At 44.6% G+C, this 22,172-nt stretch carries 21 protein-coding genes and 1 tRNA gene; 16 read left to right on the top strand and 6 right to left on the bottom strand.

What is annotated here, in order from left to right; all coding sequences use genetic code 11:
* Positions 1 to 4: 4 nt before the first annotated feature.
* The 4 genes from VXQ92_RS09150 to tehB all read left to right on the top strand — a co-directional run bounded on the left by VXQ92_RS09150 (position 5) and on the right by tehB (position 2,883).
* A tRNA-Phe gene (locus VXQ92_RS09150) sits at positions 5 to 80 on the top strand.
* A 221-nt stretch (positions 81 to 301) separates the two neighbouring features.
* Complete coding sequence (locus VXQ92_RS09145) at positions 302 to 808, top strand: hypothetical protein (RefSeq protein ID WP_416681175.1); 507 nt, start codon at positions 302 to 304, stop codon at positions 806 to 808.
* 218 nt (positions 809 to 1,026) lie between these two features.
* Complete coding sequence (locus tag VXQ92_RS09140; protein ID WP_064102634.1) at positions 1,027 to 1,776, top strand: hypothetical protein; 750 nt, start codon at positions 1,027 to 1,029, stop codon at positions 1,774 to 1,776.
* Between the two features lie 240 nt (positions 1,777 to 2,016).
* Positions 2,017 to 2,883: an SAM-dependent methyltransferase TehB gene (tehB, locus tag VXQ92_RS09135; protein ID WP_064095002.1), complete on the top strand. Its 867-nt coding sequence runs from the start codon at positions 2,017 to 2,019 to the stop codon at positions 2,881 to 2,883.
* Positions 2,884 to 2,973: 90 nt separating this feature from the next.
* Here the strand turns inward: tehB and VXQ92_RS09130 are convergent, their stop codons facing one another.
* The 3 genes from VXQ92_RS09130 to fadB all read right to left on the bottom strand — a co-directional run bounded on the left by VXQ92_RS09130 (position 2,974) and on the right by fadB (position 7,015).
* Complete coding sequence (locus tag VXQ92_RS09130) at positions 2,974 to 3,354, bottom strand: hypothetical protein (RefSeq protein ID WP_064095001.1); 381 nt, start codon at positions 3,352 to 3,354, stop codon at positions 2,974 to 2,976.
* Positions 3,355 to 3,679: 325 nt separating this feature from the next.
* Positions 3,680 to 4,852: an acetyl-CoA C-acyltransferase FadA gene (gene fadA, locus VXQ92_RS09125; RefSeq protein ID WP_064095000.1), complete on the bottom strand. Its 1,173-nt coding sequence runs from the start codon at positions 4,850 to 4,852 to the stop codon at positions 3,680 to 3,682.
* A gap of 12 nt (positions 4,853 to 4,864) precedes the next feature.
* Positions 4,865 to 7,015 carry a fatty acid oxidation complex subunit alpha FadB gene (gene fadB / locus VXQ92_RS09120; RefSeq protein WP_064094999.1) on the bottom strand — a complete coding sequence of 717 codons (2,151 nt, stop codon included), beginning with the start codon at positions 7,013 to 7,015 and terminating at the stop codon, positions 4,865 to 4,867.
* Between the two features lie 586 nt (positions 7,016 to 7,601).
* Here fadB and VXQ92_RS09115 point away from each other — a divergent pair.
* Positions 7,602 to 8,018, top strand: a complete 417-nt coding sequence (locus tag VXQ92_RS09115) for a PH domain-containing protein (RefSeq protein ID WP_416681169.1) — start codon at positions 7,602 to 7,604, stop codon at positions 8,016 to 8,018.
* A 14-nt stretch (positions 8,019 to 8,032) separates the two neighbouring features.
* Here the strand turns inward: VXQ92_RS09115 and VXQ92_RS09110 are convergent, their stop codons facing one another.
* Positions 8,033 to 9,094, bottom strand: coding sequence for an AAA family ATPase (locus VXQ92_RS09110; RefSeq protein ID WP_416681168.1), 1,062 nt, complete (start codon positions 9,092 to 9,094; stop codon positions 8,033 to 8,035).
* 226 nt (positions 9,095 to 9,320) lie between these two features.
* On the opposite strand from VXQ92_RS09110, the gene uvrC reads away from it, so the two are divergent.
* From uvrC to pgsA, 3 genes are all read left to right on the top strand, one after another.
* On the top strand, positions 9,321 to 11,120 hold the full coding sequence (gene uvrC, locus VXQ92_RS09105) for an excinuclease ABC subunit UvrC (RefSeq protein WP_064094996.1): 1,800 nt from the start codon (positions 9,321 to 9,323) through the stop codon (positions 11,118 to 11,120).
* 115 nt (positions 11,121 to 11,235) lie between these two features.
* Positions 11,236 to 12,030 (top strand): thioesterase family protein, encoded by a 795-nt coding sequence (locus VXQ92_RS09100; RefSeq protein WP_064094995.1) that lies wholly within the window; start codon positions 11,236 to 11,238, stop codon positions 12,028 to 12,030.
* A 107-nt stretch (positions 12,031 to 12,137) separates the two neighbouring features.
* Positions 12,138 to 12,725 (top strand): CDP-diacylglycerol--glycerol-3-phosphate 3-phosphatidyltransferase, encoded by a 588-nt coding sequence (pgsA, locus tag VXQ92_RS09095; RefSeq protein ID WP_064094994.1) that lies wholly within the window; start codon positions 12,138 to 12,140, stop codon positions 12,723 to 12,725.
* Between the two features lie 864 nt (positions 12,726 to 13,589).
* Here pgsA and VXQ92_RS09090 read toward each other — a convergent pair.
* Positions 13,590 to 13,862 (bottom strand): oxidative damage protection protein, encoded by a 273-nt coding sequence (locus tag VXQ92_RS09090; protein ID WP_064094993.1) that lies wholly within the window; start codon positions 13,860 to 13,862, stop codon positions 13,590 to 13,592.
* An 11-nt stretch (positions 13,863 to 13,873) separates the two neighbouring features.
* Positions 13,874 to 15,304 carry an argininosuccinate lyase gene (gene argH / locus VXQ92_RS09085; protein WP_171486390.1) on the bottom strand — a complete coding sequence of 477 codons (1,431 nt, stop codon included), beginning with the start codon at positions 15,302 to 15,304 and terminating at the stop codon, positions 13,874 to 13,876.
* Here argH and VXQ92_RS09080 point away from each other — a divergent pair.
* From VXQ92_RS09080 to VXQ92_RS09045, 8 genes are all read left to right on the top strand, one after another.
* Complete coding sequence (locus VXQ92_RS09080) at positions 15,295 to 16,449, top strand: sensor histidine kinase (protein WP_416681166.1); 1,155 nt, start codon at positions 15,295 to 15,297, stop codon at positions 16,447 to 16,449. The genes argH and VXQ92_RS09080 overlap by 10 nt on opposite strands.
* A gap of 69 nt (positions 16,450 to 16,518) precedes the next feature.
* Positions 16,519 to 17,259, top strand: a complete 741-nt coding sequence (locus tag VXQ92_RS09075) for a LytR/AlgR family response regulator transcription factor (RefSeq protein ID WP_064094990.1) — start codon at positions 16,519 to 16,521, stop codon at positions 17,257 to 17,259.
* 108 nt (positions 17,260 to 17,367) lie between these two features.
* Entirely contained in the window at positions 17,368 to 18,291 is a 924-nt protein-coding gene (gene hemC, locus VXQ92_RS09070; RefSeq protein ID WP_416681164.1) for a hydroxymethylbilane synthase, read from the top strand.
* Complete coding sequence (locus tag VXQ92_RS09065; RefSeq protein WP_416681163.1) at positions 18,291 to 19,070, top strand: uroporphyrinogen-III synthase; 780 nt, start codon at positions 18,291 to 18,293, stop codon at positions 19,068 to 19,070. Before hemC ends, VXQ92_RS09065 begins: the two co-directional genes overlap by 1 nt.
* Entirely contained in the window at positions 19,067 to 19,906 is an 840-nt protein-coding gene (locus VXQ92_RS09060) for a hypothetical protein (protein ID WP_416681161.1), read from the top strand. The genes VXQ92_RS09065 and VXQ92_RS09060 overlap by 4 nt, the downstream gene beginning before the upstream one ends.
* A 6-nt stretch (positions 19,907 to 19,912) precedes the next feature.
* Positions 19,913 to 21,106, top strand: coding sequence for a heme biosynthesis protein HemY (locus tag VXQ92_RS09055; RefSeq protein ID WP_416681160.1), 1,194 nt, complete (start codon positions 19,913 to 19,915; stop codon positions 21,104 to 21,106).
* Between the two features lie 8 nt (positions 21,107 to 21,114).
* Entirely contained in the window at positions 21,115 to 21,543 is a 429-nt protein-coding gene (locus VXQ92_RS09050; protein ID WP_416681159.1) for an acyl-CoA thioesterase, read from the top strand.
* A 144-nt stretch (positions 21,544 to 21,687) separates the two neighbouring features.
* Positions 21,688 to 22,011 (top strand): H-NS family nucleoid-associated regulatory protein, encoded by a 324-nt coding sequence (locus VXQ92_RS09045; protein ID WP_416681158.1) that lies wholly within the window; start codon positions 21,688 to 21,690, stop codon positions 22,009 to 22,011.
* Positions 22,012 to 22,172 lie beyond the last annotated feature (161 nt).

Here is a 22,172-nt window from a genome sequence, read left to right as displayed (position 1 = left end):
CATCGGCGTGATAGCTCAGTAGGTAGAGCAACGGATTGAAAATCCGTGTGTCCCCAGTTCGATCCTGGGTCTCGCCACCATATTCAAAAAAATCCTCAAACCATGTTTGGGGATTTTTTTTGTCCGGACTAAAGTCATATCAAGATTTTTCCTAATTTTTCAATCTTTTTAATTGCTTCCTTTTTTAGTTTAAGCTGTTTTTATTCGTCATTTACCGTTTATCAAACTTAACAATAGGCGCTGGTATTATTTGTAAGCTTTCAGTCAGATGCTTTCCCTTTTCCAAACGAGGGTGAATATGATGAATCTCCTGAAACCCATAATACGAAGCCTGATAGCTACCTGTATGACTTTTACTTTACCGTTATTAGGTTATGCTGGCTCTACGAGTGAATCTGATTCCGTGATACTGCCTACGCTTACCGTAATGGCAGAACCTGAACTGCGTGCGGTGATTGAAGTTGTGCCTTACCAAGAAGATGCAGCTCAACAACAGGCCTTGCAAATGCGCCTGATGGAAATTGAACGTGATATCCAGTCTTATAGCGTCGATGCTGATTTTGTCGCAAATATTGATGTCATGCGTGCACCTGCTCCTCCAGATCTGGACAGCCTGCCTGTGATCTTGCAGGAATATGTGCTGGCTGTAGCACAGGGCTTATTGTCTTCAGATCCACGAAATGGGCTGTATGTGGTGTTGAAACCTTTTGGTATTAATCGCGATGCCACCACCGTCCAGATTGCCCGTGAGCAGTTTAATTCCTACCGGAACCAGCTTAATCTTTCACTGCCATCTCCTTCCAGGTAAGCCGTGCCCGGCATTGGACTTTACTAGTTGCGGGCTTGTTTAGCAGCAACTAAAGATCAAAAACAAGCAGGAAGTTGAAATAAATTTCCTGCCAGATCGGTGTTATATCTTCATAGGTAAGTATTGCTGGAAAAATTGAACATCTTGAATTGTGTCTAAAAAATAAGCATAGTGGATAGGAATCTACAAGATCTGACGGATAGAACTGGAGCGTGTACATGCCGCGTGTTTTTATGATTTTAGCTGCTGTGACACTGGCAATTTTTATTGGGCTGTTTTATCAGCATTCTGTCCAGCAAAAACATCAGGCCGAGCTGCTGGAATATGAAACCGTACTAGAAGAAAAAACTGAAAGTATTGCACAGCAGGCACAGGACTGGTCTAAACCGATTCAGATCGAGCTGGAAGATGACCGTCTGGAGGGCGACTATGCCATTATGGCTGAATTCATGCTGGGGCAATTGCGTGACAGTGCCGAGGAACGTAATCAGTATCTACGGGATCTAAAAGCGGCCAACTGGCAGAATTTTCTGGATATTAACCGCTTGGCCAAGGACCAGACCCAAGATTATAAAGAAACTGAAGCCATGCTTAAGCAAGTCCATCAAATTATGGACAGCTATCAGCAGAAAATCCAGCAACGTGATGCTGAGCTGATCGACAAGGCACAGCAACTGGATATTAAAAACCGTTATCGCCAGCAACTAACCCAGAATCTGAAAGATAGTCAGCAAAATAGTAATGCACATGTCATTTTCGAAATCGAAAAACAGAATTTAGCCAAGGCAGATGCTTTATTTGCAGTCTTAAAAAAGTATAAATGGCAAAAGAAAAATAACATGTTTATGTTCTATGACGATAAAGCGGTGAAAGAGTTTAATGCGCTGTACAAGGAAATTCTGGACCTGAACAAGCAGATGCAACAAGTCGCGAGCGCTAACCAGAAAGCAGTAGAAAACAAGTTATGACCTGTCTTGGATGGTCGGCCAGATTACTGTCATCCACTGCTCAATACGGGTTACTGAATTGAAGCTGTCAAATCCAGGCAGCTTTTTTTATTTTCTGGATAGTCCTCATCTTGCTATTGTATGGACACAGCGTACATAAGCATGATTTTAATTCCGGCATCAACAGTCTATGCTCGAAAGTAACAGCCGCTGCTTAAACAATAAAAGGTGGCATATGGGCTAAGTGGAGGGAAGTCAATCATGCAAGAACTGAAATGTTATAAGGAGTTTCCGGTCTGGACACAGCAGAGTATTCCTCAGGGTTTCAAAAATAAGCACAATACCAAAGCAGGCACCTGGGCAAAACTGACCGTCTTAAAAGGTAAGGTACATTTTGCCATGCTGGACCAATCTGGCGAGGTGCAATCCGAGCATGTGTTTACTCCAGAGCAGCAACCGCCATTTATTGAGCCTGAGGTATGGCACAAAATTGTCTCTGCCAGTGAGGATGCCGAATGCCAGCTGCGTTTTTATTGCCGGCCTGATGATTATTTCAGCAAGAAATATCATTTGAATCCTACCCATTCTGAAGTATTGGCCGCCATGCCCTATTTAAAGGGTGGTCGTGCCCTGGATATCGGCTGTGGTACAGGACGTAATGCGCTTTATTTAAGCCAGAACGGCTTTAAAGTAGATGCCTGGGATGTCAATGAAAACAGTTTGCAAACCTTAAGACAAATTGTGCAGACGGAGCAGATTGAGCATATTCAGGCGCAGCGTCGCGATCTCAACACGGATACCAGTATTACAGGCCAATATGACTTTATCTACTGTACTGTAGTGATGATGTTCCTTGAGGCAAAAACCATTCCGCCGCTGATTGCACAAATGCAGCAGGCGACAGTTCCGGGTGGTTATAATCTGATTGTCTGTGCCATGGATACAGACGATATTCCGGTACAGCCAGACTTTCCATTTAGTTTTAAACCGGGTCAGTTAAGCGAGCTGTACGAAGGGTGGAAGCTGATCAAATACAATGAGAATGTTGGCGAACTGCATCGGGTGGATGAACAGGGTCATCGTATTAAACAGCACTTTGCCACCATGCTAGCGCAGAAGGTTGAATAGAAGATTGAGGATTTTTTTAAATTCCTGAATTAAATCATCCAAAACAAAAAAAGATGTCAGGCTGACATCTTTTTTATGCTTAAAAAAATACTAAGCCGCTTTTTTAAACCAAGAGAACCAGCCTTTTTTCTCAGCTTTTACTTCTGCTTTTTCAGCAGCAGCGTCTTTGGTTTCTACTGCTTCAGTTTGCGCAGCTTCAACGTGTTGTTCTGCTGTAGCTTGAGCTGTTTCTACTTGAGTTGTCGCTTCTGTTTTTACTGCTTCAGCTTTAGTTTCAGCCGCTTGTTGAGTTGCAGCAACAGTCGCTTGAGCAGCTTCAACTTTTGCTTGTACAGGTGCAGCAGTTTCTTTAGCAACAGTTTGGGTTGTTTTAGTTACAACAGTTGCTGGTGTAACTTGAGCTTCAGTTGCCATTGCAGATGCAGAAGTCGCTAAGATTGCAGTCGCGATCATTGTTTTAAGCATGTTCATATAAATCCTTTTAAGGAAATAGGAAAAAAGAGGCTTGATCATACATATATAAAATTTAAGTGATTCATAAATAGGATTTTATTGGTTGATTATTCAACTGAAATTACAAAGGGATAACATTGCTTAGAAAGGTACAAGTTCAAAAGAACTTGATAAGTTGGTTCAGGTACATTTCGGTGGCCTCCGAAATCATTCATACGGCTTAAGTTATTTTTATAAAACCAATTAGACATCATAGCTAGCTTATAGCACTGATAATTTAGAATTTCTTTTAATAAAAAACCCCGCACTAAGCGGGGTTTCTTTTGATCTCGGTATTTAAGAATTAAACACGTTCGATCACTGTTGCAATACCTTGGCCAAGGCCGATACACATCGTCGCAAGACCGATTTGCGTATCTTGTTGTTCCATTACGTTTAACAACGTTGTTGTGATACGCGCACCAGAACAACCCAATGGGTGACCCAATGCAATCGCGCCACCGTTTAAGTTTACGATGTCTTGCTTGTCATACAGACCTAAACCTTTAAGAACAGACAAGCCTTGTGCCGCAAATGCTTCGTTTAACTCAACCGTTTGCATGTCTTCAATTTTAAGACCAGCACGTTTAAGTGCTTTGTGTGTTGCTGGAACCGGACCGTAACCCATGATCGCAGCATCACAACCTGCAACTGCCATAGAGCGAATCACAGCACGTGGTTTAAGACCTAAAGCTTGAGCACGTTCAGCAGACATCAGCAGCATGGCAGATGCACCGTCAGACAAGGCTGAAGAGGTTGCTGCAGTCACTGTACCGCCTTTCGGATCAAAGACTGGGCGTAAAGCACGGAAGGTTTCGATATTGGCATCCGGACGGATCACTTCATCGATATCACACAGCATTTTGTAGCCATCTGCATTGTGACCTTCAATACCAACAATCTCGTTCTCGAACAGACCATTTTCAGTCGCAGCCCAGGCACGGCGGTGAGATTCCACACCAAACGCATCCTGTTCTTCACGGGTAATGCCGTTCATACGACCCAACATTTCAGCAGTCAGACCCATCATGTTCGACGCCTTAGCATAATGCTTAGACGCTTCAGGGTTCAGGTCGATACCGTGCATCATGCCAACATGGCCCATGTGCTCAACACCACCGATGATGAAGATATCACCCTGGTTCGTCGCAATTTGCGCAGCCGCAGTGTGAATCGCCTGCATAGACGAACCACAAAGACGGTTTACCGTTTGACCTGCAACAGTCTTCGGCAAGTCTGCCAGTAATGCGATATTACGGGCAATATTCATACCTTGTTCTAGGGTTTGGTTCACACAGCCCCAGATGACGTCTTCAACTTCATTCGGGTCGAATTCGTTACGTACCAACAGGGCACGGACAAGCTCAGCAGACATTGAGTCGGCACGTACATTGCGGAACATGCCGTTTTTGGATTTACCCATTGCTGAACGCACGCCATCAACGATGACAACGTCACGTGGATTTAAAGTAGCCATTCACGTTGCTCCTTAACCGTAGAATTTTTTGTTGTTAGCAGCCATTTCACGCAACATTTCTGGCGCTTCATAAGCTTTACCAAGGTGTGCATATTTATTGCAAAGTGCCACATACTCAGCTACACCGGTTTGATCGATGTAACGGCATGGACCACCACGGAATGGAGGGAAACCAACACCCATGATCATTGCCATATCTGCTTCAGCAGGTGTTGCCACGATATTGTCTTCCAGGCAGCGAACAGTTTCATTACAGAAAGCCAGCATCATACGGTCAATGATTTCCTGAGCGTCAAACTCACGTTTTTCCGCAGTTGCAACAGATGCCACAAGCTCATATGCAGTTGGATCAACCACTTTGGCTTTTTTGCCTTTACGGTCAAGTTCATACTTGTAGAAACCAACGTCGTTCTTCTGACCAAGACGGTTGTTTTCATACATCACCTGGATCGAACCTTTGTAATCAGGTTTCATGCGATCCGGGAAGCCTTCAGCCATGACTTCTGCACCATGCACGCCCGTGTCGATACCCACCACGTCCATCAGGTAGGCAGGACCCATAGGCCAGCCGAATTTTTCCATTACTTTGTCGATTTGCTGGAAGTCAGCACCATCTTTAAGTAACAGGTCAAATGCACCGAAGTAAGGGAATAATACGCGGTTCACCAGGAAGCCCGGGCAGTCATTGACCACGATTGGCGTTTTACCCATTTTCTGTGCAAGCACGACAGTCGTTGCAATCGCTTCAGCAGAAGTTTTCTCGCCACGAATCACTTCAACCAGTGGCATCATGTGTACTGGGTTAAAGAAGTGCATGCCCACGAAGTTTTCAGGACGTTCCAGATTTTCAGCCAGACGCGTGATTGAAATCGTCGAGGTGTTAGACGCAATAATAGTGTTGTCACGTACTTTAGATTCAGTTTCTTTCAGTACGATACCTTTGACTTTCGGGTTCTCAGTCACTGCTTCGATCACGATGTCAACTTCTTTAAACTCGTCATAGCTTAAAGTAGGACGGATGCGAGCAAGGGTTTCACCCATTTGTGCCGGTTTCATTTTCTTGCGTTCAACCTGCTTGGTCAGCAGTTTGTTCGCTTCAGACATACCCAAGGCAAGTTGCGGGTTACCGATGTCTTTCATGATGATCGGTGTGCCTTTGCTTGCTGCCTGGTAAGCAATACCGCCACCCATGATACCTGCGCCGAGAACGGCCGCCTGGTTCACGGGATGTGCACCTTGTTCATATTTCTTGGAAGTTTTCTTCACTACCTGGTCATTCAGGAACAAACCGATTAATGCACCTGCCTGTGGTGTGACTGCAGCTTTAGCAAAACCTTCAGCTTCAGCTTTTAGCGCGTCATCACGATGCAGGCTAGCACCCGCCTGTAATGAATCCAGCAGTAATTTTGGCGCAGGATATTGAGCTGGGTTGGCTTTGGCCAGCACCATACCTTTAGATGAATTAAACGCCATCATCTGTTCGATCGGACTCAGTCTAACCGGATCAAGTTTTTCCTGACGCTTGTTTTGCCAGTCTAAACGGCCATGAATGGCCTGTTTCACCAGGTCAATCGCAGCATCTTTCAATTTGTCTGCAGCAACCACTGCATCGACTGCACCATCTTTCAGCGCAGCAGCAGGTTTTTTAGGATTGGCCATTGCCATCCATTCTACCGCGTTATCGATACCGATCAGACGGCTTAAACGTACTGTACCACCGAAGCCCGGGAAGATACCCAGCTTGATTTCAGGCAGGCCTACTTGCGCTTGTTCTGACATGACACGGTAGTCACATACCAGGCACATTTCGAAACCGCCACCCAGTGCCATGCCGTTAATGGCCGCCACTTTAGGAATGTCGAGGTCTTCGAAGCTGTTAAAAATTTCATGTACTGGCATTGCCCAGTCAACAATCGCTTGTTCACCCTGAGCAAAGTTGTCGCCGAATTCAGTGATATCAGCACCTACAATAAATGTAGATTTACCTGAAGTAACGATTAAACCCTGAATATCTGCTGCGGAAACTGCGTCAATCGCAGCCTTGAAATCTTCAATCGTTGCACGGTTGAATTTGTTAACGGACTCACCTTGTAAGTCAAAGCGGAATTCTGCAATCCCGTCCTCAAGCATTTGGACGGTAATGGCATTGCCAGCGTGGATCATGCCCTGATCTCCTTTATTTTGGAGGACTTCTAAGTTGATGTTGTGAAGCAAGTGCGCATGTCCCGCGCACTTTTTGACTTCGCTAATCTTACGATAACTATATCCAAAAAGAACATAACAAGTTGTATCAAGCCGTGACGCAATGGTCATCAATTTCTGCCGGCTTGATCCGACCGGTTATAATTTTTCCTTTCAGTTTCTTATAGCCCGATGAACCAAAGATTCTGTTTCAATTCATTATTTTTCATCGATCAGCCTGACTGATATGGAGCAGAATGACTGATTTTCAAGGCAAGCATCTCGCTAAGCTGCGTCAATTCAGTCAATTTCAGTCTTGAGCACAGGATTTTTCTCGCCGAATCTGGCTGATTGCAGGGCTTTCAGGTAGTTGTCGAGATTTTTCTATCGGCACAAATAAAACTGCCGTATCTCATTTCTGGTTACGGGAATTTTCTGAAAGTAGCCAGGAAAATCACGGCTCAAACGATATCTGGATTGAAATAATTGTTATCCTTCCAGATCCAGGCCCTGTCATCTGTGCCGGAATTGTTTATGATGATCCTGCACCTGGATATGGGGGATATCGATGCACGTGTTTCGTTCTAAAAAAGACTGGTGGCTGCTGGCTTTTGTGATTTGTATGAGTGGCCTGCTGCTGCAACTGCTGTTGACCATGCAGGCCAAAGGGACCATGCAGCAGTATCCGCTGCATACCGCTGTGTATATTCTGACTATTATTATCCTGTGGTGGCCGCTGTGGAGTACGCGCTATGTGGTGGACAATGGGGTATTGACCATAAAAAGCCTGTGGTTAAGCTGGAAGATTCCGTTAAGTGCAATCCAATCCATTCAGCCCACCGAGCACTCTATTATTGCACCAGCCTTGTCCTTAAAGCGTCTGCGGATTGACTATACGGATGCGGGCGTGCAGAAATTTATATTGGTTTCACCCAAAAATCAGACTGCTTTTATGCAGGCTCTCCAGCCGAATAAAAACGGATAGTGAGTCTACCCTGGTTAAGCTTTTGCCTGCTCAGGCAGAACCACCAGCTGTGCATTGATACAGTCCAGGTGCAGGCTCAATTGCTCGGGCTGGTTTAAAAAATACAGCGCCAGAATTGGCTCCAGTTCGGTACGCATCTTGCGGCCCAAATGCCGGGCGCCGTAACGGATATCATGGCCCTGATAGAAATAGGCTTTGGCTGAAGCGCTTAAATGCACGCTGCGTTGCTGATGTTGCAAGCGCTTGTTCAGTTTATCCAGTTCAATTTCGACCAGACGTGGCAGGGCATCATGCTGTACCGCCTGATAATGCAGGCTGCGGTCAATCCGGTTCAGAAACTCGGGGTCGAATTTACGTTGCATGACTTTTTCAATGATGCGCTGGACGGGAACGCGCTTCAGACACAGAGCCTGCATTTTTTCTGGCAGATAACTGAGTTTGTCCAGATATTGCTGCGCCGCCTGTGCTCCGACATTGCTGGTCATAAAGATCATACAGTTGCGAAAATCGATAGTTTTGGTGCCCGCTGTCAAGGTCAGCCGGCCAGTATCCAGCACGTTCATCAAGCCACGAATAACCTCGTTACTGGCTTTTTCCAGTTCATCAAACAGCATGATGCCGGGACGGGTATGACTGCCGGCAATCGCAGTTTCATCAAACAGGCTGTGGCCTTCTTTAGAACCAACATAACCGGGCGGTGCGCCGGTCAAAGCCGCTGCATAATGTTCCTGTGCCAGAGTATTCATATCAATCCGGCAAAAGGCATCCGGGCGGCCATAGATCGCTTCGGCAATCAGACGCACAGTTTCTGTTTTACCGACGCCAGTAGGACCCAGCATCAAGGTAACCGACAAAGGGCGATCCGGACTGGAAAAATCTGCCTTGACCACATGCAGCATTTTTTCAATTTCATTCAGGGCTGCATCCTGCCCAATAATCCGTTCACGTAGCAGCTGCATTACATTATTTGGCTCGAAATGAAAACGCGGTTTGCCAATCAGGCGATCACGTTCAGACAGGCTATGGGTGGAGGTGGAGGGTTGAACAATATGAATGTCCGATTGCTGCATGGTCATGCGAATCATCTCAAAACTAGACTTTTTGAGCATAACAAAGTTAAAGGTTGAAATTTATAGCTTTTAACAATCAGTTTATGTCGTGAGGATTATAGATTGGGGGGTATAACCCGACAGGAACTTTAAGATTGGGTGGCAGCTTCAGGGGAATTTTGTGTTTTTGCTTGAAAATGACACAACAATCATCACATATATCTGCAGATTGTAGGTGAAAAATAGGCTTTAGGTGAACGAAAACGCACGCCCCCATATTGAAAAAATCCTGGCGAATATGACCAGCCTGCCCGGGGTCTACCGGATGTATGGCAAAGACGGCGAATTATTGTATGTGGGTAAAGCCAAAAACCTGAAAAACCGGGTCTCCAGCTATTTTGTCAAAACGCTGGATCATCCCAAAACCCAGGCCTTGGTGGCACGGATTTATGATATCCAGACTCTGGTGGTACGTTCTGAAACTGAAGCCTTGTTGCTGGAACAGAACCTGATCAAGCTGCATCATCCACCGTATAACATCATGCTGCGTGATGACAAATCTTATGTCTATATTTTTGTTTCGGCAGATAAGCCCTATCCGCGTTTAGCCAGTGGACGTGGCAAGGGCAAGCACCAGGTGGGCAAGTTTTTTGGACCTTATCCGAGTGCTTATACGGCACGGGATACTCTGGTGGTGCTGCAAAAACTGTTCAATGTGCGTTCCTGTGAAAACAGTTTTTTTGCCAACCGGACCCGGCCATGTCTGCAATACCAGATCAAACGCTGCTCTGCGCCCTGTGTCGGATTTATTTCTCCGGAAGACTATAAGGCAGATGTCGATAACTCGATCCGCTTTTTGCAGGGTGATACCAAGGAGCTGAATCAGGAACTGATCGCAAAAATGGAAGCGGCCGCTGAAGCGCTGGAATTTGAAAAAGCGGTGTTCTATCGGGACCGGATGGCGCTGTTAAGAGAGGTACAGTCACAGCAGGCGATTTATAAGCTCAAAGGCGAAGCCGATATCCTGTCGATTGCCTATCAGGCCGGGGTGACCTGTGTGCAGATCATGCATGTGCGCAACGGTAAAATGCTGGGTGGGAAAAGTTATTTCCCGGATATGCTTAGTGATGACCTGGGGCAAATGCTGGCCGATTTTATTGCCAATTTTTATTTTCAGGTGGCAGATGAAATCCCGGCTGAACTGATTGTCAATCTGGAAGTGGCTGATCGTAAGGAACTGGAAGCAGCACTGTCGCAGCATTTTGGCAAGAAAATCCAGATCAAGTCTAAAGTCCGCGAAACCCGGGCCGAATGGCTGGAACTGGCGCAGATGAATGTACAGCACGCGATTCAGGGCAAGCTAGCCAATCATATAGAATTAAATGAGCGTTTTCATCAGCTGGAGCAGGTGGTCGGCCGTCCTGTAGACCGGATCGAGTGCTTCGATATTTCACATACCATGGGCGAAGATACCGTGGCGTCCTGTGTGGTCTTTGATAGTGGTGGCGCGCGCAAGCGCGATTATCGCCAGTTTTCCATTCAGGATATTCAGGCGGGCGATGATTATGCTGCCATGCGTCAGGCGCTGACCCGTCGTTATAAAAAAGCCCTGTTGCCAGACTTGCTGCTGATTGATGGTGGCAAGGGGCAATTGCACATGGCGATGGAAGTTATGCAGGAACTGGGACTGGATGCTTTTATGGTTGGTGTGTCCAAAGGTGAGGGACGTAAGCCCGGTCTGGAAACCCTGCACTTTACCGATGGCAGTAAAATTCAATTACCGGAGGATCATAAGGCGCTGCATCTGATTCAGCAGGTGCGTGATGAAGCACACCGTTTTGCGATTACCAAGCACCGTGCCAAACGTGACAAGAAACGGGGTTCATCAGTGTTGGAAGTCATTCCGGGGCTGGGACCAAAACGCCGTCGTGACCTGCTGACCCATTTTGGCGGAATTCAAGGGGTGCTGAAAGCCTCAGAAAAAGATCTGCAAATGGTGCCGGGACTGGGTTCAGTCATGGCCAGAATGATTTATAAAGTACTGCATGAATGACGCGTGACTTAAATGCAAGGGCCAAAGTGCGCATTGACGCTTGGGTCACGTGACATTCACAACCTGAAGAATTTTGCCCAATATACTAAGCATCAAGACTTACTGAGGGACCAACATGTCTTTGCATGCACTTTATGCACAAATTGCCGAACAGGAATGGGTGGAATTTCCACAGGGATGGTTACAGGGCCGTACCCTGTATGGTGGTCTGGCTGCCGCGATGATGATGCAAAAAGCGGTTACACAGATCAATGATCCTGCCAAGCATCTGCTGAGTTGTAGCGTGACCTTTGTCGGCCCGATTCAGCAAGCCAAAGTACGGTTGACGGCTGAAATCCTGCGGCAGGGTAAATCTGTGACGACTATTGAAGTACGTTTATGGCAGGATGATGCCGTGCAAAGTATTCTGGTTGCCAGTTTTGGAATTTCCCGGGATTCCGCCATTCAGGTGCAGCAACAAGCCCAAGCTCCTGACTTTGCTGCGCCAGAGCAGTTGTTTCAGATTCCTGCGGGTTATGGCATGCCAGACTGTTATAACCATTTTGAAATTGCCTGGGCGGATGTCAATCTGCCCTGTAGTGGCAGCCCTCGTCCAGACTTTAGCGGCTGGTGCCGTTTTCATCCCGAAAAGCATCGTAACCGTGAATTTCTGGTCGCAGACCTGATGGCTATTTTTGATATCTGGCCACCCGGGGTGTTACCGATGTTTAAAAAAATGGCACCTGCAAGTAGCTTGACCTGGACCGTGACGTATGTGCATCCGGTGCAACACCAATTGCATGATTGGTTTAAATATAAAGTATTTACTGATCATGCTGCAGATGGTTATGCGACAGAACATGCTTGTCTGTGGGATACCGAAAATCGCCTGATTGCGATGGCAAGACAAACAGTGACGGTGTTTGCCTAGTGACACTTTCGGTCAATTCGTATAAAGTGAAGCCTATTAATGATGGATCAAACCTCTAAAAAAGTGTGCATTTTCATCGTACATGAGGGGAACAATTGGCGGTGTCTATGACTACAGGTCGTATCCTGAATATTCCAAATATCTTGACCTTGGCGCGTATCGCTCTTATTCCGGTATTTTTATTGGTGGCTTACTGGCCACCTGCAATGGGCTTTGATGCTCATAACCCCGATATGACGCGGCATATCATTTTAACCACGATCTTTGTGGTGGCTGCGGTAACGGACTGGTTTGATGGCTATCTGGCACGTACATTAAATCAGACTTCCGCTTTTGGGCGGTTTCTCGATCCGGTTGCAGATAAATTAATGGTGGCGGCTGCACTGATTGTACTGGTGCAATGGCAGCCTTCCATGTCGATGGCTTTTGCTGCGATTGTAATTATTTCCCGTGAAATTACTGTTTCAGCCTTGCGTGAATGGATGGCAGAATTGGGTGCACGGACCAATGTTGCGGTTTCAACTGTTGGAAAATACAAAACAGCGTTCCAGATGATCGCCATTACCGTATTCCTGCTGAACTGGCCACCGCTGGAAATACTGGCATATGCCTTGCTATATACAGCAGTTGTCCTCACTTTATGGTCAATGTTTATTTATCTGAAAGCGGCTTGGCCATATCTGAAACAGCCTTAATTGAAATAATCCAAATAAAAAAGCTCCTGGAAAAGGGGCTTTTTTTATGGGTATGAATCAGTAAAAAATGGACAAATCACAGGTAAAAAAATACCCAGCCTTTGGGGGAAGGACTGGGATTAAATCGGGGTATTTATTACTTATTATTATAGTTATTCAAAGATGTCTCATCTTCTTAGGACTCATTATAGAGAGCCAGTTTTTCAAAATCATATGACTTCTTGTAGCAGATTGTTGTGTTTTGTGATTGCTCTGTATATTGAATTTACAATTTCTAATTTTGATACAAATCTGAATGTTTTTCAGCAGGATAGTGGCTGACTATCTTAAGCAGATAGAGTAGGTAAAAATGCTTTTGGCTAATTCAGTTCTTGGCCCATCATTACAAAGCAGATAAGAGGGATAAGCAAAATTCAGTACTAAAGGAATAACTTCTTTAGTGTGCTTTTATTAATCTGTTCTTAATATTCCAGTTCATGCCAGTGCAAAGCTTCTAGAATAAGGAAAAGTCTGAGAAGATAATCTTTCCAGCGTAGAGCCTACACACATTTTAAAGGTTGATATTGTGGGGGTGGAGTAGTCTGGAGATCAATAGAAAAAAGCCTGTAACAGGATTTTTTAACTGTTAATACTGCGCACTTCGCCTGGTTTATAGAAAAAAAGGCCATGTTAAAAATAAAAAAGAGTCTCAAAAGAGACTCTTTTTTGATTAACGCCTACGCGCGCTTTCAGCGCTTGTCTTGCGTAATTTTTAAAGCAACATATAAAAAAGAATCCCCCAAAGATGAGGGATTCTTTTAAATTAAAGCCTACGCACAGCATAGCTACTTGTCTTGCGGCGTGGCGGAGCAGTGCTCCGCTAAATCACGCCTCAGGCTTCAGACCTTCGGCTTTTTCCAATGATTCATCATTGTTAAAGAACTTTTCACGCTGTTCTTCAAGAAACTTTTTCGCATCAGGTTCAAACACATTTAAACGCTTTTCATTAATCAGCGTGGTCTGGTGTTTTAGCCATTCTTGCCAAGCCTGTTTCGACACGTTATCAAACAGTTCCTGACCCTTTGGCCCCGGAAAGGGTGCAAAGTCTAAGCCTTCCATTTCTTGTTGATACTTACGGCAAAATACTTGTCGAGACATATCGGTCTTCCTTAAGCGTAAAGGTTTTCTAGGCGAGTGTAAGCACGTGCAATCGCAGCTTCCACCTGAGCAGGTGCAGTACCACCAATGTGATTACGGGCATTCACCGAAGCTTCAAGGGTTAGGGCTTTTTCAAATACGTCTGCCTGAATCAGGTCAGAGAACTGTTGCAGTTGTTCAAGGCTAAGTTCAGAGAGATCTTTACCTTCCTGAACGCCGAGTGCAACCGCTTTACCTACAATCTCGTGTGCATCACGGAAAGCCACGCCGTTTTTCACCAGATAATCAGCCAGATCAGTCGCAGTTGAGAAACCACGTAATGCTGCTTCGCGCATTTCGGTAATGTTTGGAACCAGCGCAGGAATCATGTCGGCAAATGCCATGAGTGAACCGCGAACGGTATCAATGGCATCAAACAATGGTTCTTTATCTTCCTGGTTGTCTTTGTTATAGGCTAGCGGCTGGCCTTTCATTAAAGTTAGCAGGCTCATCAAATCGCCATAGACACGACCGGTTTTACCACGTACCAGTTCAGGTACATCCGGGTTTTTCTTCTGCGGCATGATGGAAGAGCCAGTACAGAAGCGATCTGGAATGTTGACGAATTTGAACTGCGCCGAAGTCCATAGAATCAGTTCTTCAGACATACGTGACAAGTGCATCATGATTAAAGATGCAGCAGCATTAAATTCAATTGCAAAGTCACGATCCGATACTGCATCTAAAGAATTTTCAGCAACCGCTTCAAAACCTAGCAGTTCAGCAGTATAAGCACGGTCGATTGGATAAGTCGTTCCCGCAAGTGCAGCAGAACCAAGCGGCATACGGTTGACACGCTTACGGCAATCAATCAGACGCTCTGAATCACGTACCAGCATTTCAAACCAGGCCATGAGATGATGGCCAAAAGTTACTGGCTGTGCAGTTTGCAAATGAGTAAACCCTGGCATGATGGTGTCGGTGTTTTTAGCTGCCAGGCTTAAAATACCTTTTTGTAATTTTTTCAGTAATTCTAAGATCGCATCAATTTCATCACGCACATAAAGACGGATATCTGTTGCTACCTGGTCATTACGGCTACGACCAGTATGCAATTTTTTACCAGTAATACCGATACGCTGAGTCAGGCGTGACTCAATGTTCATGTGTACATCTTCTAAATCAATGCGCCATTCGAATTTGCCTGCTTCAATATCGGCTTGAATTGCAGTCAGACCTTCAATAATGTCATCGCGTTCTTGATCGGTCAGTACGCCTACTTTTGCCAGCATGGTTGCATGCGCAATCGAGCCTGCAATATCTTGTTTATAAAAACGTTGGTCAAATTGAACAGATGCTGTAAATTCAGCAACAAAAGCATCAGTCGCTTCAGAGAAACGACCGCCCCACATACCCGAAGTCTGGGCGTGTGATGGATTAGAGGAATTAGAAGATGTGGTCATGTCGGCTCAATCAGATTAAAAGCAGTAGAACGAAAAAGAGTATAACAAATTCAAAGCCCATTGCCGAAGTCACATCTGCTCAATCTTTCGCATCGATAAACGAACAGACGCAAAATTCCTATTTTTTTAGCCAGATCGGCAATTTGCACTATTTGCTGGAACTCTTTGTTGGCGGCAATATTCTGGCCATGATTTTAGCGCTCGCAGAAGCACAATCTTGGCAGGCTTTGAATGGAATGCACCTGCTGCAATATATCCTGTATATCAACTGGGTGCTGTTATGTTTTGCAGCATTGGTAGAATTGTTCCATCAAGCCTTTCAGCGTATGGGCATTAAGCTGGCGTTAATTTCCGGATTTTTACTGTTACAGGCAATTGTGCTGCTGACCACAGTGAATCTGAATATTTTGATACATTTTGGGCAGAATTTTAATTTTCAGGATTTAAACCTGGCAATTGTTCTGGATCAGGCCGGACTCCATTTAAGTCTGGGAATTTTGCTGGGAACTTTCTGTTTTCGCTATCTTTATTTGCGTGAGCAATGGGAGCAGCAACAACATAGTGAGCTGAATGCCCGGATTCAGGCCATGCAGGCGCGGATTCAGCCGCATTTTCTGTTTAACAGCATGAACAGTGTGCTCAGCCTGATCAGTATTGATCCGGATAAAGCCGAGCACATGCTGTTGAATTTGTCACGGCTGTTTCGCGCCAGTTTTCAGGAGTTAAAACTGGTCAGCCTGCAGGAGGAAATTGATCTGTGCCAGCGTTATCTGGAGATTGAGCAGATCCGTCTAGGTGAACGCTTACAGGTAGAATGGAAGTTAGAAAACAAAGACTTATACTCACAAGTTCAAATTCCATTATTAACTTTACAACCTTTGCTAGAAAATAGTATTTTCCATGGAGTTGAAAAAATTCTCACAAAGAGTACCATAAGCATATTGGTTGAAATATTGCAAAATCAAATTAATATCATCATAACCAACCCTTATGCACAGGATAATAAAACTTTAAAAAAGGGACATGGTATTGCAATAGAAAATGTCAGACAGCGTCTGCAAGCTTATTACGGATCCAGTGTGACTTTTCAGACCTTTGCCGGCGAAGGGATGTTTACGACGGTAGTGCGATATCAATATAAATAAAAATAAATCAAAGAAATCGCAGTTGGCTTTATCATTGATTTGATAATGTTAACTGGGGAAGGAGGAGAAATGGACATCCTGATTTGTGATGATGAGCCTCTGGCCGTCGAGCGTTTATCACGGTTGGTCTCTCAGCTGGGGCATGATGTGGTGGCGACAGCAAGCCATGGTCGTGAGGCGATTGATCTGGCTCACCAGTACGAACCCGATGTCATTTTATTAGATATTCAAATGCCTGAAATGAATGGACTGGCTTGTGCGCAACATTTGCGTCAACTGGATCCAATGCCGGCCATTGTCTTTTGTACGGCTTATGACCAACATGCGCTGGATGCATTTAAATCAAATGCCGAAGGCTATTTGCTTAAACCGGTGATGCAACAGGAATTGGCACAGGTTTTAGAGCACTTAACTAAACTTACCCAAGCTCAAATGAGCCAACTAAAACAAAAAGAAAATATGGAAGAAATCAATATCAGCCGCCAGCAGATTGCGGCAAAGACCTATCGTGGTGTGGAATTGGTGCCAGTTGAAAATATCTATTATTTTCTGGCAGATCAGAAATATGTCACTGTACGTCATAAAAATGGCAGTGTACTGATTGATGAAACCTTAAAGGAGCTAGAGCAGGAGTTTGGGGACCAGTTTATCCGGATTCATCGTAATGCCTTGATCTCGGTGCATTATCTGGATGGTCTGGAAGTGGTGAGTTCAGGTCAGTATCAGGTACGTTGTCGTGAACTGGACGACCGTTTAGCAGTGAGCCGGCGACATTTACCGTTCTTAAGAGACCGGATTCAAAAGCTTTAGCAGGGGGCAAGTGAGAGCATTCAGTTGAAACTTGTATAAATTCACTTGCATTTTCAAGTGAGCAGGTTAAGTTTAGACTATTGTTCTCATTAACTGCTATTGAAATTTATGAAGACCCTAAAAATTGCAACTCGACAAAGTCCACTTGCGCTTTGGCAAGCGGAACATATCCGTGCGCGCCTACAAGATTTGCACGCTGGTTTGCAGGTCGAGTTAGTCACTTTTGTTACACAGGGCGATAAAATTCTCGATACGCCACTGGCCAAAATTGGTGGAAAAGGACTGTTTGTAAAAGAATTAGAAGCCGCCTTACTGGATGGTCGTGCAGATCTCGCCGTACATTCCATGAAAGATGTTCCTATGGCTTTGCCGCAAGGCTTAAGTCTGGCAGTGATCTGTGAACGTGAAGATCCACTGGATGCTTTTGTGTCAAATACTTATGCCAGCTTTGATGAATTACCACACGGAGCTAAAGTGGGAACCTCAAGTTTGCGCCGTAAAACCCAGATTTTAAAACAGCGTCCAGATCTGGACATTATCGATCTGCGCGGCAATGTCGGCACGCGTTTGTCCAAACTGGATGCAGGCCATTATGATGCGATTATTCTGGCCAGTGCCGGTTTAAAACGTTTAGGTCTGGCAGAACGTATTCGTCATACCCTGACTCCTGAAATCAGTCTACCGGCCGTGGGTCAAGGTGCGCTGGGCCTGGAATGTCGTACTCATGATCAGGCAGTGCTGGACTTGATTCAGCCACTCCTGCATGCAGATACAGATGCTTGCGTACGTGCCGAACGTGCCTTTAATGCCTATCTGGAAGGCGGATGTCAGGTGCCGATTGCAGGTTATGCCACGCTCAAAGAGGGTGTGATTTCAATCGAAGGTCGTGTAGGCAGTATCGATGGAGCAGTTTTGCTTCGAGCACAGCAGACTGGGAAAATTGCGGATGCCGAACAATTGGGGATACAGCTGGCAAAAGACTTGCTTGATCAAGGTGCTGGCGAGTTGCTCAAAACACTTTATTCAAACTGATGTTATTGATTAATACCCGTCCCAGTGACCGTGCTATAGGCTTGACCCAGCAGTTACAGGCAGCACAGGTTGCTGTTTTAGAGTTGCCTCTGCTCGAGCTGCATGCCATGCCTTATTCCGATGAGCTGTTGCACTTGTATCAGCAGCTGGAACAGGTACAGATTATTGTGGTAGTCAGCCCGACGGCGGCCAAAATTGGCATGCAATATTTGCAACAGGCGGGCGTTGAGTTATCGGCTCTGGGGCAGGTACATTGGGTTGCGGTGGGTAAGGCCACTGAAGACGCACTAGCGAGATACGGTATTCACAGTGATGTACCAGAAGTTGAAACCTCGGAAGGTATGTTGCAATTGCCGGTGCTGAAACAGCTGGCTGTTGGCTCGAGTGTGGCTTTCTGGCGCGGAGAGGGTGGCCGTCAATTTATGATGGATCATTTACGTGCCAGCAATATTAAAGTTTTAAACTTTATTTTGTACCGGCGGCAATGTCCTGAAACGGCGGCAAAAACTCTGGCAGAGAACCTGGGATTGCTTGAGGCACAGCAGCATTTTGCGGTGCTGATCACCAGTGAAGCGAGCTGGTTAAACTGGCTGACACTCCTGCAAAAGGATGCGGAGTTTATACAGCGAGCCTGTTATTTGGTTTTGGGGCCACGTTTGGCCGCTATTCTTGGGGAATATCAACAGCAGCATCAGGCAAGTTTTCAATTCGTACAAATCGATGATTTAGACGCAAACACAATCTTGCAGAAAATGGGGCTGATATTAGGGAACGCATGAAGAAACTATTCATTGTATTGTTCATCTTAAGTTTGTCGTGGCTCGTCAAGCTTAGCTATGACCTGCATGTTCTGAATACAGCACAGACTGAATTGCAGCAGAGTATTGGTCAGTTACAGCAGCAAAATGCCATGCTTAATGATCAGTTCGTGGCTTTAAAGCGCCAGATTTCTGCTCAGCAGGAAAAGACTGGAGTCACTGCAGCAAAAGCACCCGCAGGGGAGCCGATAGCGGCTGAAATGCAGAATGATATTGCCTTGGTACAGCAACATCTGGACTTGATCGAATTTGCATTGCAACAGCAACAATATGCCACCGCCATTGAAAAATTAAATCAGTTATCCAATGAGTTGGATGATTATGTTCTGGCGCCCGCTTTGGTGAGCAGTTTGCAGCAAGTGATTGCAAAAGATAAAGACATGCTGAAAAAATTCGTGAATAACCGATTGGTGCAGCAAGGCAAATTAAAAGAAGTTTTGGTGAAGATGGATGCTGAAATTGAAAAGGAAATTCAGAAGCCATATCGTCAACCGCCAGTGTCTCAACGTTCTTTCTGGCAGCGCTGGATTCAGATCGAATCTGCAGATCAGCCAAGTACAGTCTTGATGCAACGGCATCTGGTACTTAAAGAAGCCCAGCTACGTTTGCTTATTGCACAGAGTGCCTTGCAGCAAGATCAATCTGTCGCTTTTCAGCAGGCTCTGAATGCGGTGATTGAGGTCTTGGAGCAATTACCAGATGCGCAGAGCCAGCAATGGATTCAGCAGCTGAAACAGATCAAGGCGACACCGATCACTCCGATTCCATTATTGAACACACGTACCCTAGTGGGCTAATTGCTTATGAAACAGATTCTGCAGGCCTATTTATTTATATGCTTACTTGGCATTGCTGGGCTAAGTATCCTCAGTTATGGACATGGGGCGGGTTATGTCTATCTATATTGGCGTGAATGGCAGCTGCAGACCACAGTCTGGTTTTTGGCCGCATCCCTGGTGAGCGTAAGTTTTCTGATACAGTGCATCTGGTATGCCATCAAGCAATATCGCAATCGTGAACAGCGTAAGACGGAAACAGTATTTAGTTTTTCCCGCTTACATCCTTATGAACAACTGGCAGTTATCTGGTTATTAAATGCTGCACAGGATCAGCGGGATTTTATTCAGCAGTCTTTTAGTAAATCGGGCTTACTCAAGCATATTATAGATGCACGTTTATCTTGGGGGCAGCAGCAGTATAATGAGGCATTAACTGCATTGAATCAGTCAAGCCCAATGGCATTTGAATTGGCAGAATTGCAGCGGATTGAAATTTATTTATCACAACAACAAGGTGGACAAGCACTCACCCATTTAGAGTTTTTAAATCAGCATGAATTATCACCTTGGTTAATTCAGGTTAAATCAGCCTATGAACAGCGTCTTGTTGCGTTATGGGGGGTATTTGCCATACAGTTTCCCTGGTTATATTTACGCTCGACCCAATACGGACATTTAGACCAGAAAGTAAAAAAAATATGGCTTGAACAATTATTGCTAGCCTATGATCAAGCCACACAGGAAGATTTATTTTATTTACAGCAACGTTATTTAGATTTAAAACCGCAAATATTTGATCGTGACTATTCAATAAAATTATTATGGTTGAAATTATTATTTAGAATGCCGGAAATGAGTGCTGAGCATGAGGTGCTTGCAATTCATTTGATGGAGCAGCAGTTTAATCAGGATGTTTTTTATTTGTGGTTCCAGCAACAGTTATTACGGCAAAATCCGGATTATAATGCGATTGCACAGCAGATTTCGTACTGGGAGGCGAAATATCCGGCATTACCGATTTTAAGCTTTGCAAAGTGGCATGTACTGCAAGCGACAGGCCATACAGATCAAGCCCAGCAACTACTCGACTTATATCCCGATGATATTCGTATGAGTTATTTAAGAATTAAAGCTGCCTTGCAGGATCGGGAGGACTTACTGCAGCAGCTGAATGCAGTATTTGAATCCAATGTAAACTTTATAGAAATTAAGACTTGAGAATAATAATGTCGGAATTAGACCAATACCCAGTTGTTTATGAGCAAACTATAGCATGGGGTGATATGGATGCCTTGGGACATGTCAATAATGCCATGTATTACCGCTATGTCGAAAGTGCCCGCCTGGCATATTTGAATTTATTGGATTTAAACAATGAATCAGTAATTACAGTAGTCGCTTCAAATCAGTGCCGTTATTTAAGCCCCGTGGTTTTTCCTGATCATTTGAAAATTGCAGCGCGTATTGAAGAAATCCGAAATAGTGCAGTCAGAATGCAATATCTATTATGGAGTGAAAAACAGCAGGGTATTGTTGCTACTTCTGAAGCAGTGATTGTTTGCGTAGATAAAATAACCATGCAGAAAACTCCAATTCCAGATTATATTCGTGAAAAGATCAAAGCAATTGAATTAACTGTTCAACATAAAATCTAAAAATGAATGAATTATTTTGATTTGTAATTTTTTTTAAACTTTATTGTTGTTGCCTCAAGATTTTATATTGAATGTTTTATTTAATATAAATATGATGGGGTTATTATTTAACAAAACGAATAATATTATTTTTCGGAGAGCCTTATGCCAGATATTACTCATTTATCAGTAGAAGAGTTAAAACGTTTACAAGCAGAAGCAGAATCACTTATTGCTTTAAAAAAAGATCAGGAAATTGAAGATGCTTATCAGCAAATCTTGGCAGTTGCCGAGAAAGTTGGTATGACTGTTGAGCAGTTGCTGGAATTTGGTGCATCTAAACGTAAGAAATCGTCACGCAAGTCGGTTGAACCACGTTATCGTAGCAAAACCAATCCGGATGACACCTGGACTGGCCGTGGTAAACAACCACGCTGGTTGGTGGCAGAACTGGAAAAAGGTGCAAAGCTGGACGATTTCCTGATCTAAGCTCCTATCTGATTTCGTCATTAGTCTGTCATACAGACAGACTATGATAATTAAACCAAGCATCCCTGCTTGGTTTTTTTATATCTATGAATTGGCGTTAGGAGAAAAGTGTGCATAATGTGTAGGTATAAGGAAAAAATTATAAATGAGGATTTGGACTT

The organism is Acinetobacter sp. 228, assembly GCF_048147885.1.
Note: the sequence above shows the minus strand (reverse complement) of the source record. Positions and strands in the feature narration are given on the sequence as shown.

Excerpts from the sequence above, each read along its gene's own strand:
- VXQ92_RS09100 (WP_064094995.1), top strand. The coding sequence starts at position 11,236 with ATGTCTTTGCATGCACTTTATGCACAAATTGCCGAACAGGAATGGGTG.
- VXQ92_RS09050 (WP_416681159.1), top strand. The coding sequence starts at position 21,115 with ATGTCGGAATTAGACCAATACCCAGTTGTTTATGAGCAAACTATAGCA.
- VXQ92_RS09060 (WP_416681161.1), top strand. The coding sequence starts at position 19,067 with ATGAAGAAACTATTCATTGTATTGTTCATCTTAAGTTTGTCGTGGCTC.
- VXQ92_RS09145 (WP_416681175.1), top strand. The coding sequence starts at position 302 with ATGAATCTCCTGAAACCCATAATACGAAGCCTGATAGCTACCTGTATG.
- VXQ92_RS09140 (WP_064102634.1), top strand. The coding sequence starts at position 1,027 with ATGCCGCGTGTTTTTATGATTTTAGCTGCTGTGACACTGGCAATTTTT.
- VXQ92_RS09110 (WP_416681168.1), bottom strand. The coding sequence starts at position 9,094 with ATGACCATGCAGCAATCGGACATTCATATTGTTCAACCCTCCACCTCC.
- fadA (WP_064095000.1), bottom strand. The coding sequence starts at position 4,852 with ATGGCTACTTTAAATCCACGTGACGTTGTCATCGTTGATGGCGTGCGT.
- VXQ92_RS09065 (WP_416681163.1), top strand. The coding sequence starts at position 18,291 with ATGTTATTGATTAATACCCGTCCCAGTGACCGTGCTATAGGCTTGACC.
- fadB (WP_064094999.1), bottom strand. The coding sequence starts at position 7,015 with ATGATCCACGCTGGCAATGCCATTACCGTCCAAATGCTTGAGGACGGG.
- hemC (WP_416681164.1), top strand. The coding sequence starts at position 17,368 with ATGAAGACCCTAAAAATTGCAACTCGACAAAGTCCACTTGCGCTTTGG.
- tehB (WP_064095002.1), top strand. The coding sequence starts at position 2,017 with ATGCAAGAACTGAAATGTTATAAGGAGTTTCCGGTCTGGACACAGCAG.
- VXQ92_RS09055 (WP_416681160.1), top strand. The coding sequence starts at position 19,913 with ATGAAACAGATTCTGCAGGCCTATTTATTTATATGCTTACTTGGCATT.
- VXQ92_RS09045 (WP_416681158.1), top strand. The coding sequence starts at position 21,688 with ATGCCAGATATTACTCATTTATCAGTAGAAGAGTTAAAACGTTTACAA.
- VXQ92_RS09090 (WP_064094993.1), bottom strand. The coding sequence starts at position 13,862 with ATGTCTCGACAAGTATTTTGCCGTAAGTATCAACAAGAAATGGAAGGC.
- VXQ92_RS09075 (WP_064094990.1), top strand. The coding sequence starts at position 16,519 with ATGGACATCCTGATTTGTGATGATGAGCCTCTGGCCGTCGAGCGTTTA.
- VXQ92_RS09130 (WP_064095001.1), bottom strand. The coding sequence starts at position 3,354 with ATGAACATGCTTAAAACAATGATCGCGACTGCAATCTTAGCGACTTCT.
- VXQ92_RS09115 (WP_416681169.1), top strand. The coding sequence starts at position 7,602 with ATGCACGTGTTTCGTTCTAAAAAAGACTGGTGGCTGCTGGCTTTTGTG.
- VXQ92_RS09080 (WP_416681166.1), top strand. The coding sequence starts at position 15,295 with ATGTGGTCATGTCGGCTCAATCAGATTAAAAGCAGTAGAACGAAAAAG.
- argH (WP_171486390.1), bottom strand. The coding sequence starts at position 15,304 with ATGACCACATCTTCTAATTCCTCTAATCCATCACACGCCCAGACTTCG.
- pgsA (WP_064094994.1), top strand. The coding sequence starts at position 12,138 with ATGACTACAGGTCGTATCCTGAATATTCCAAATATCTTGACCTTGGCG.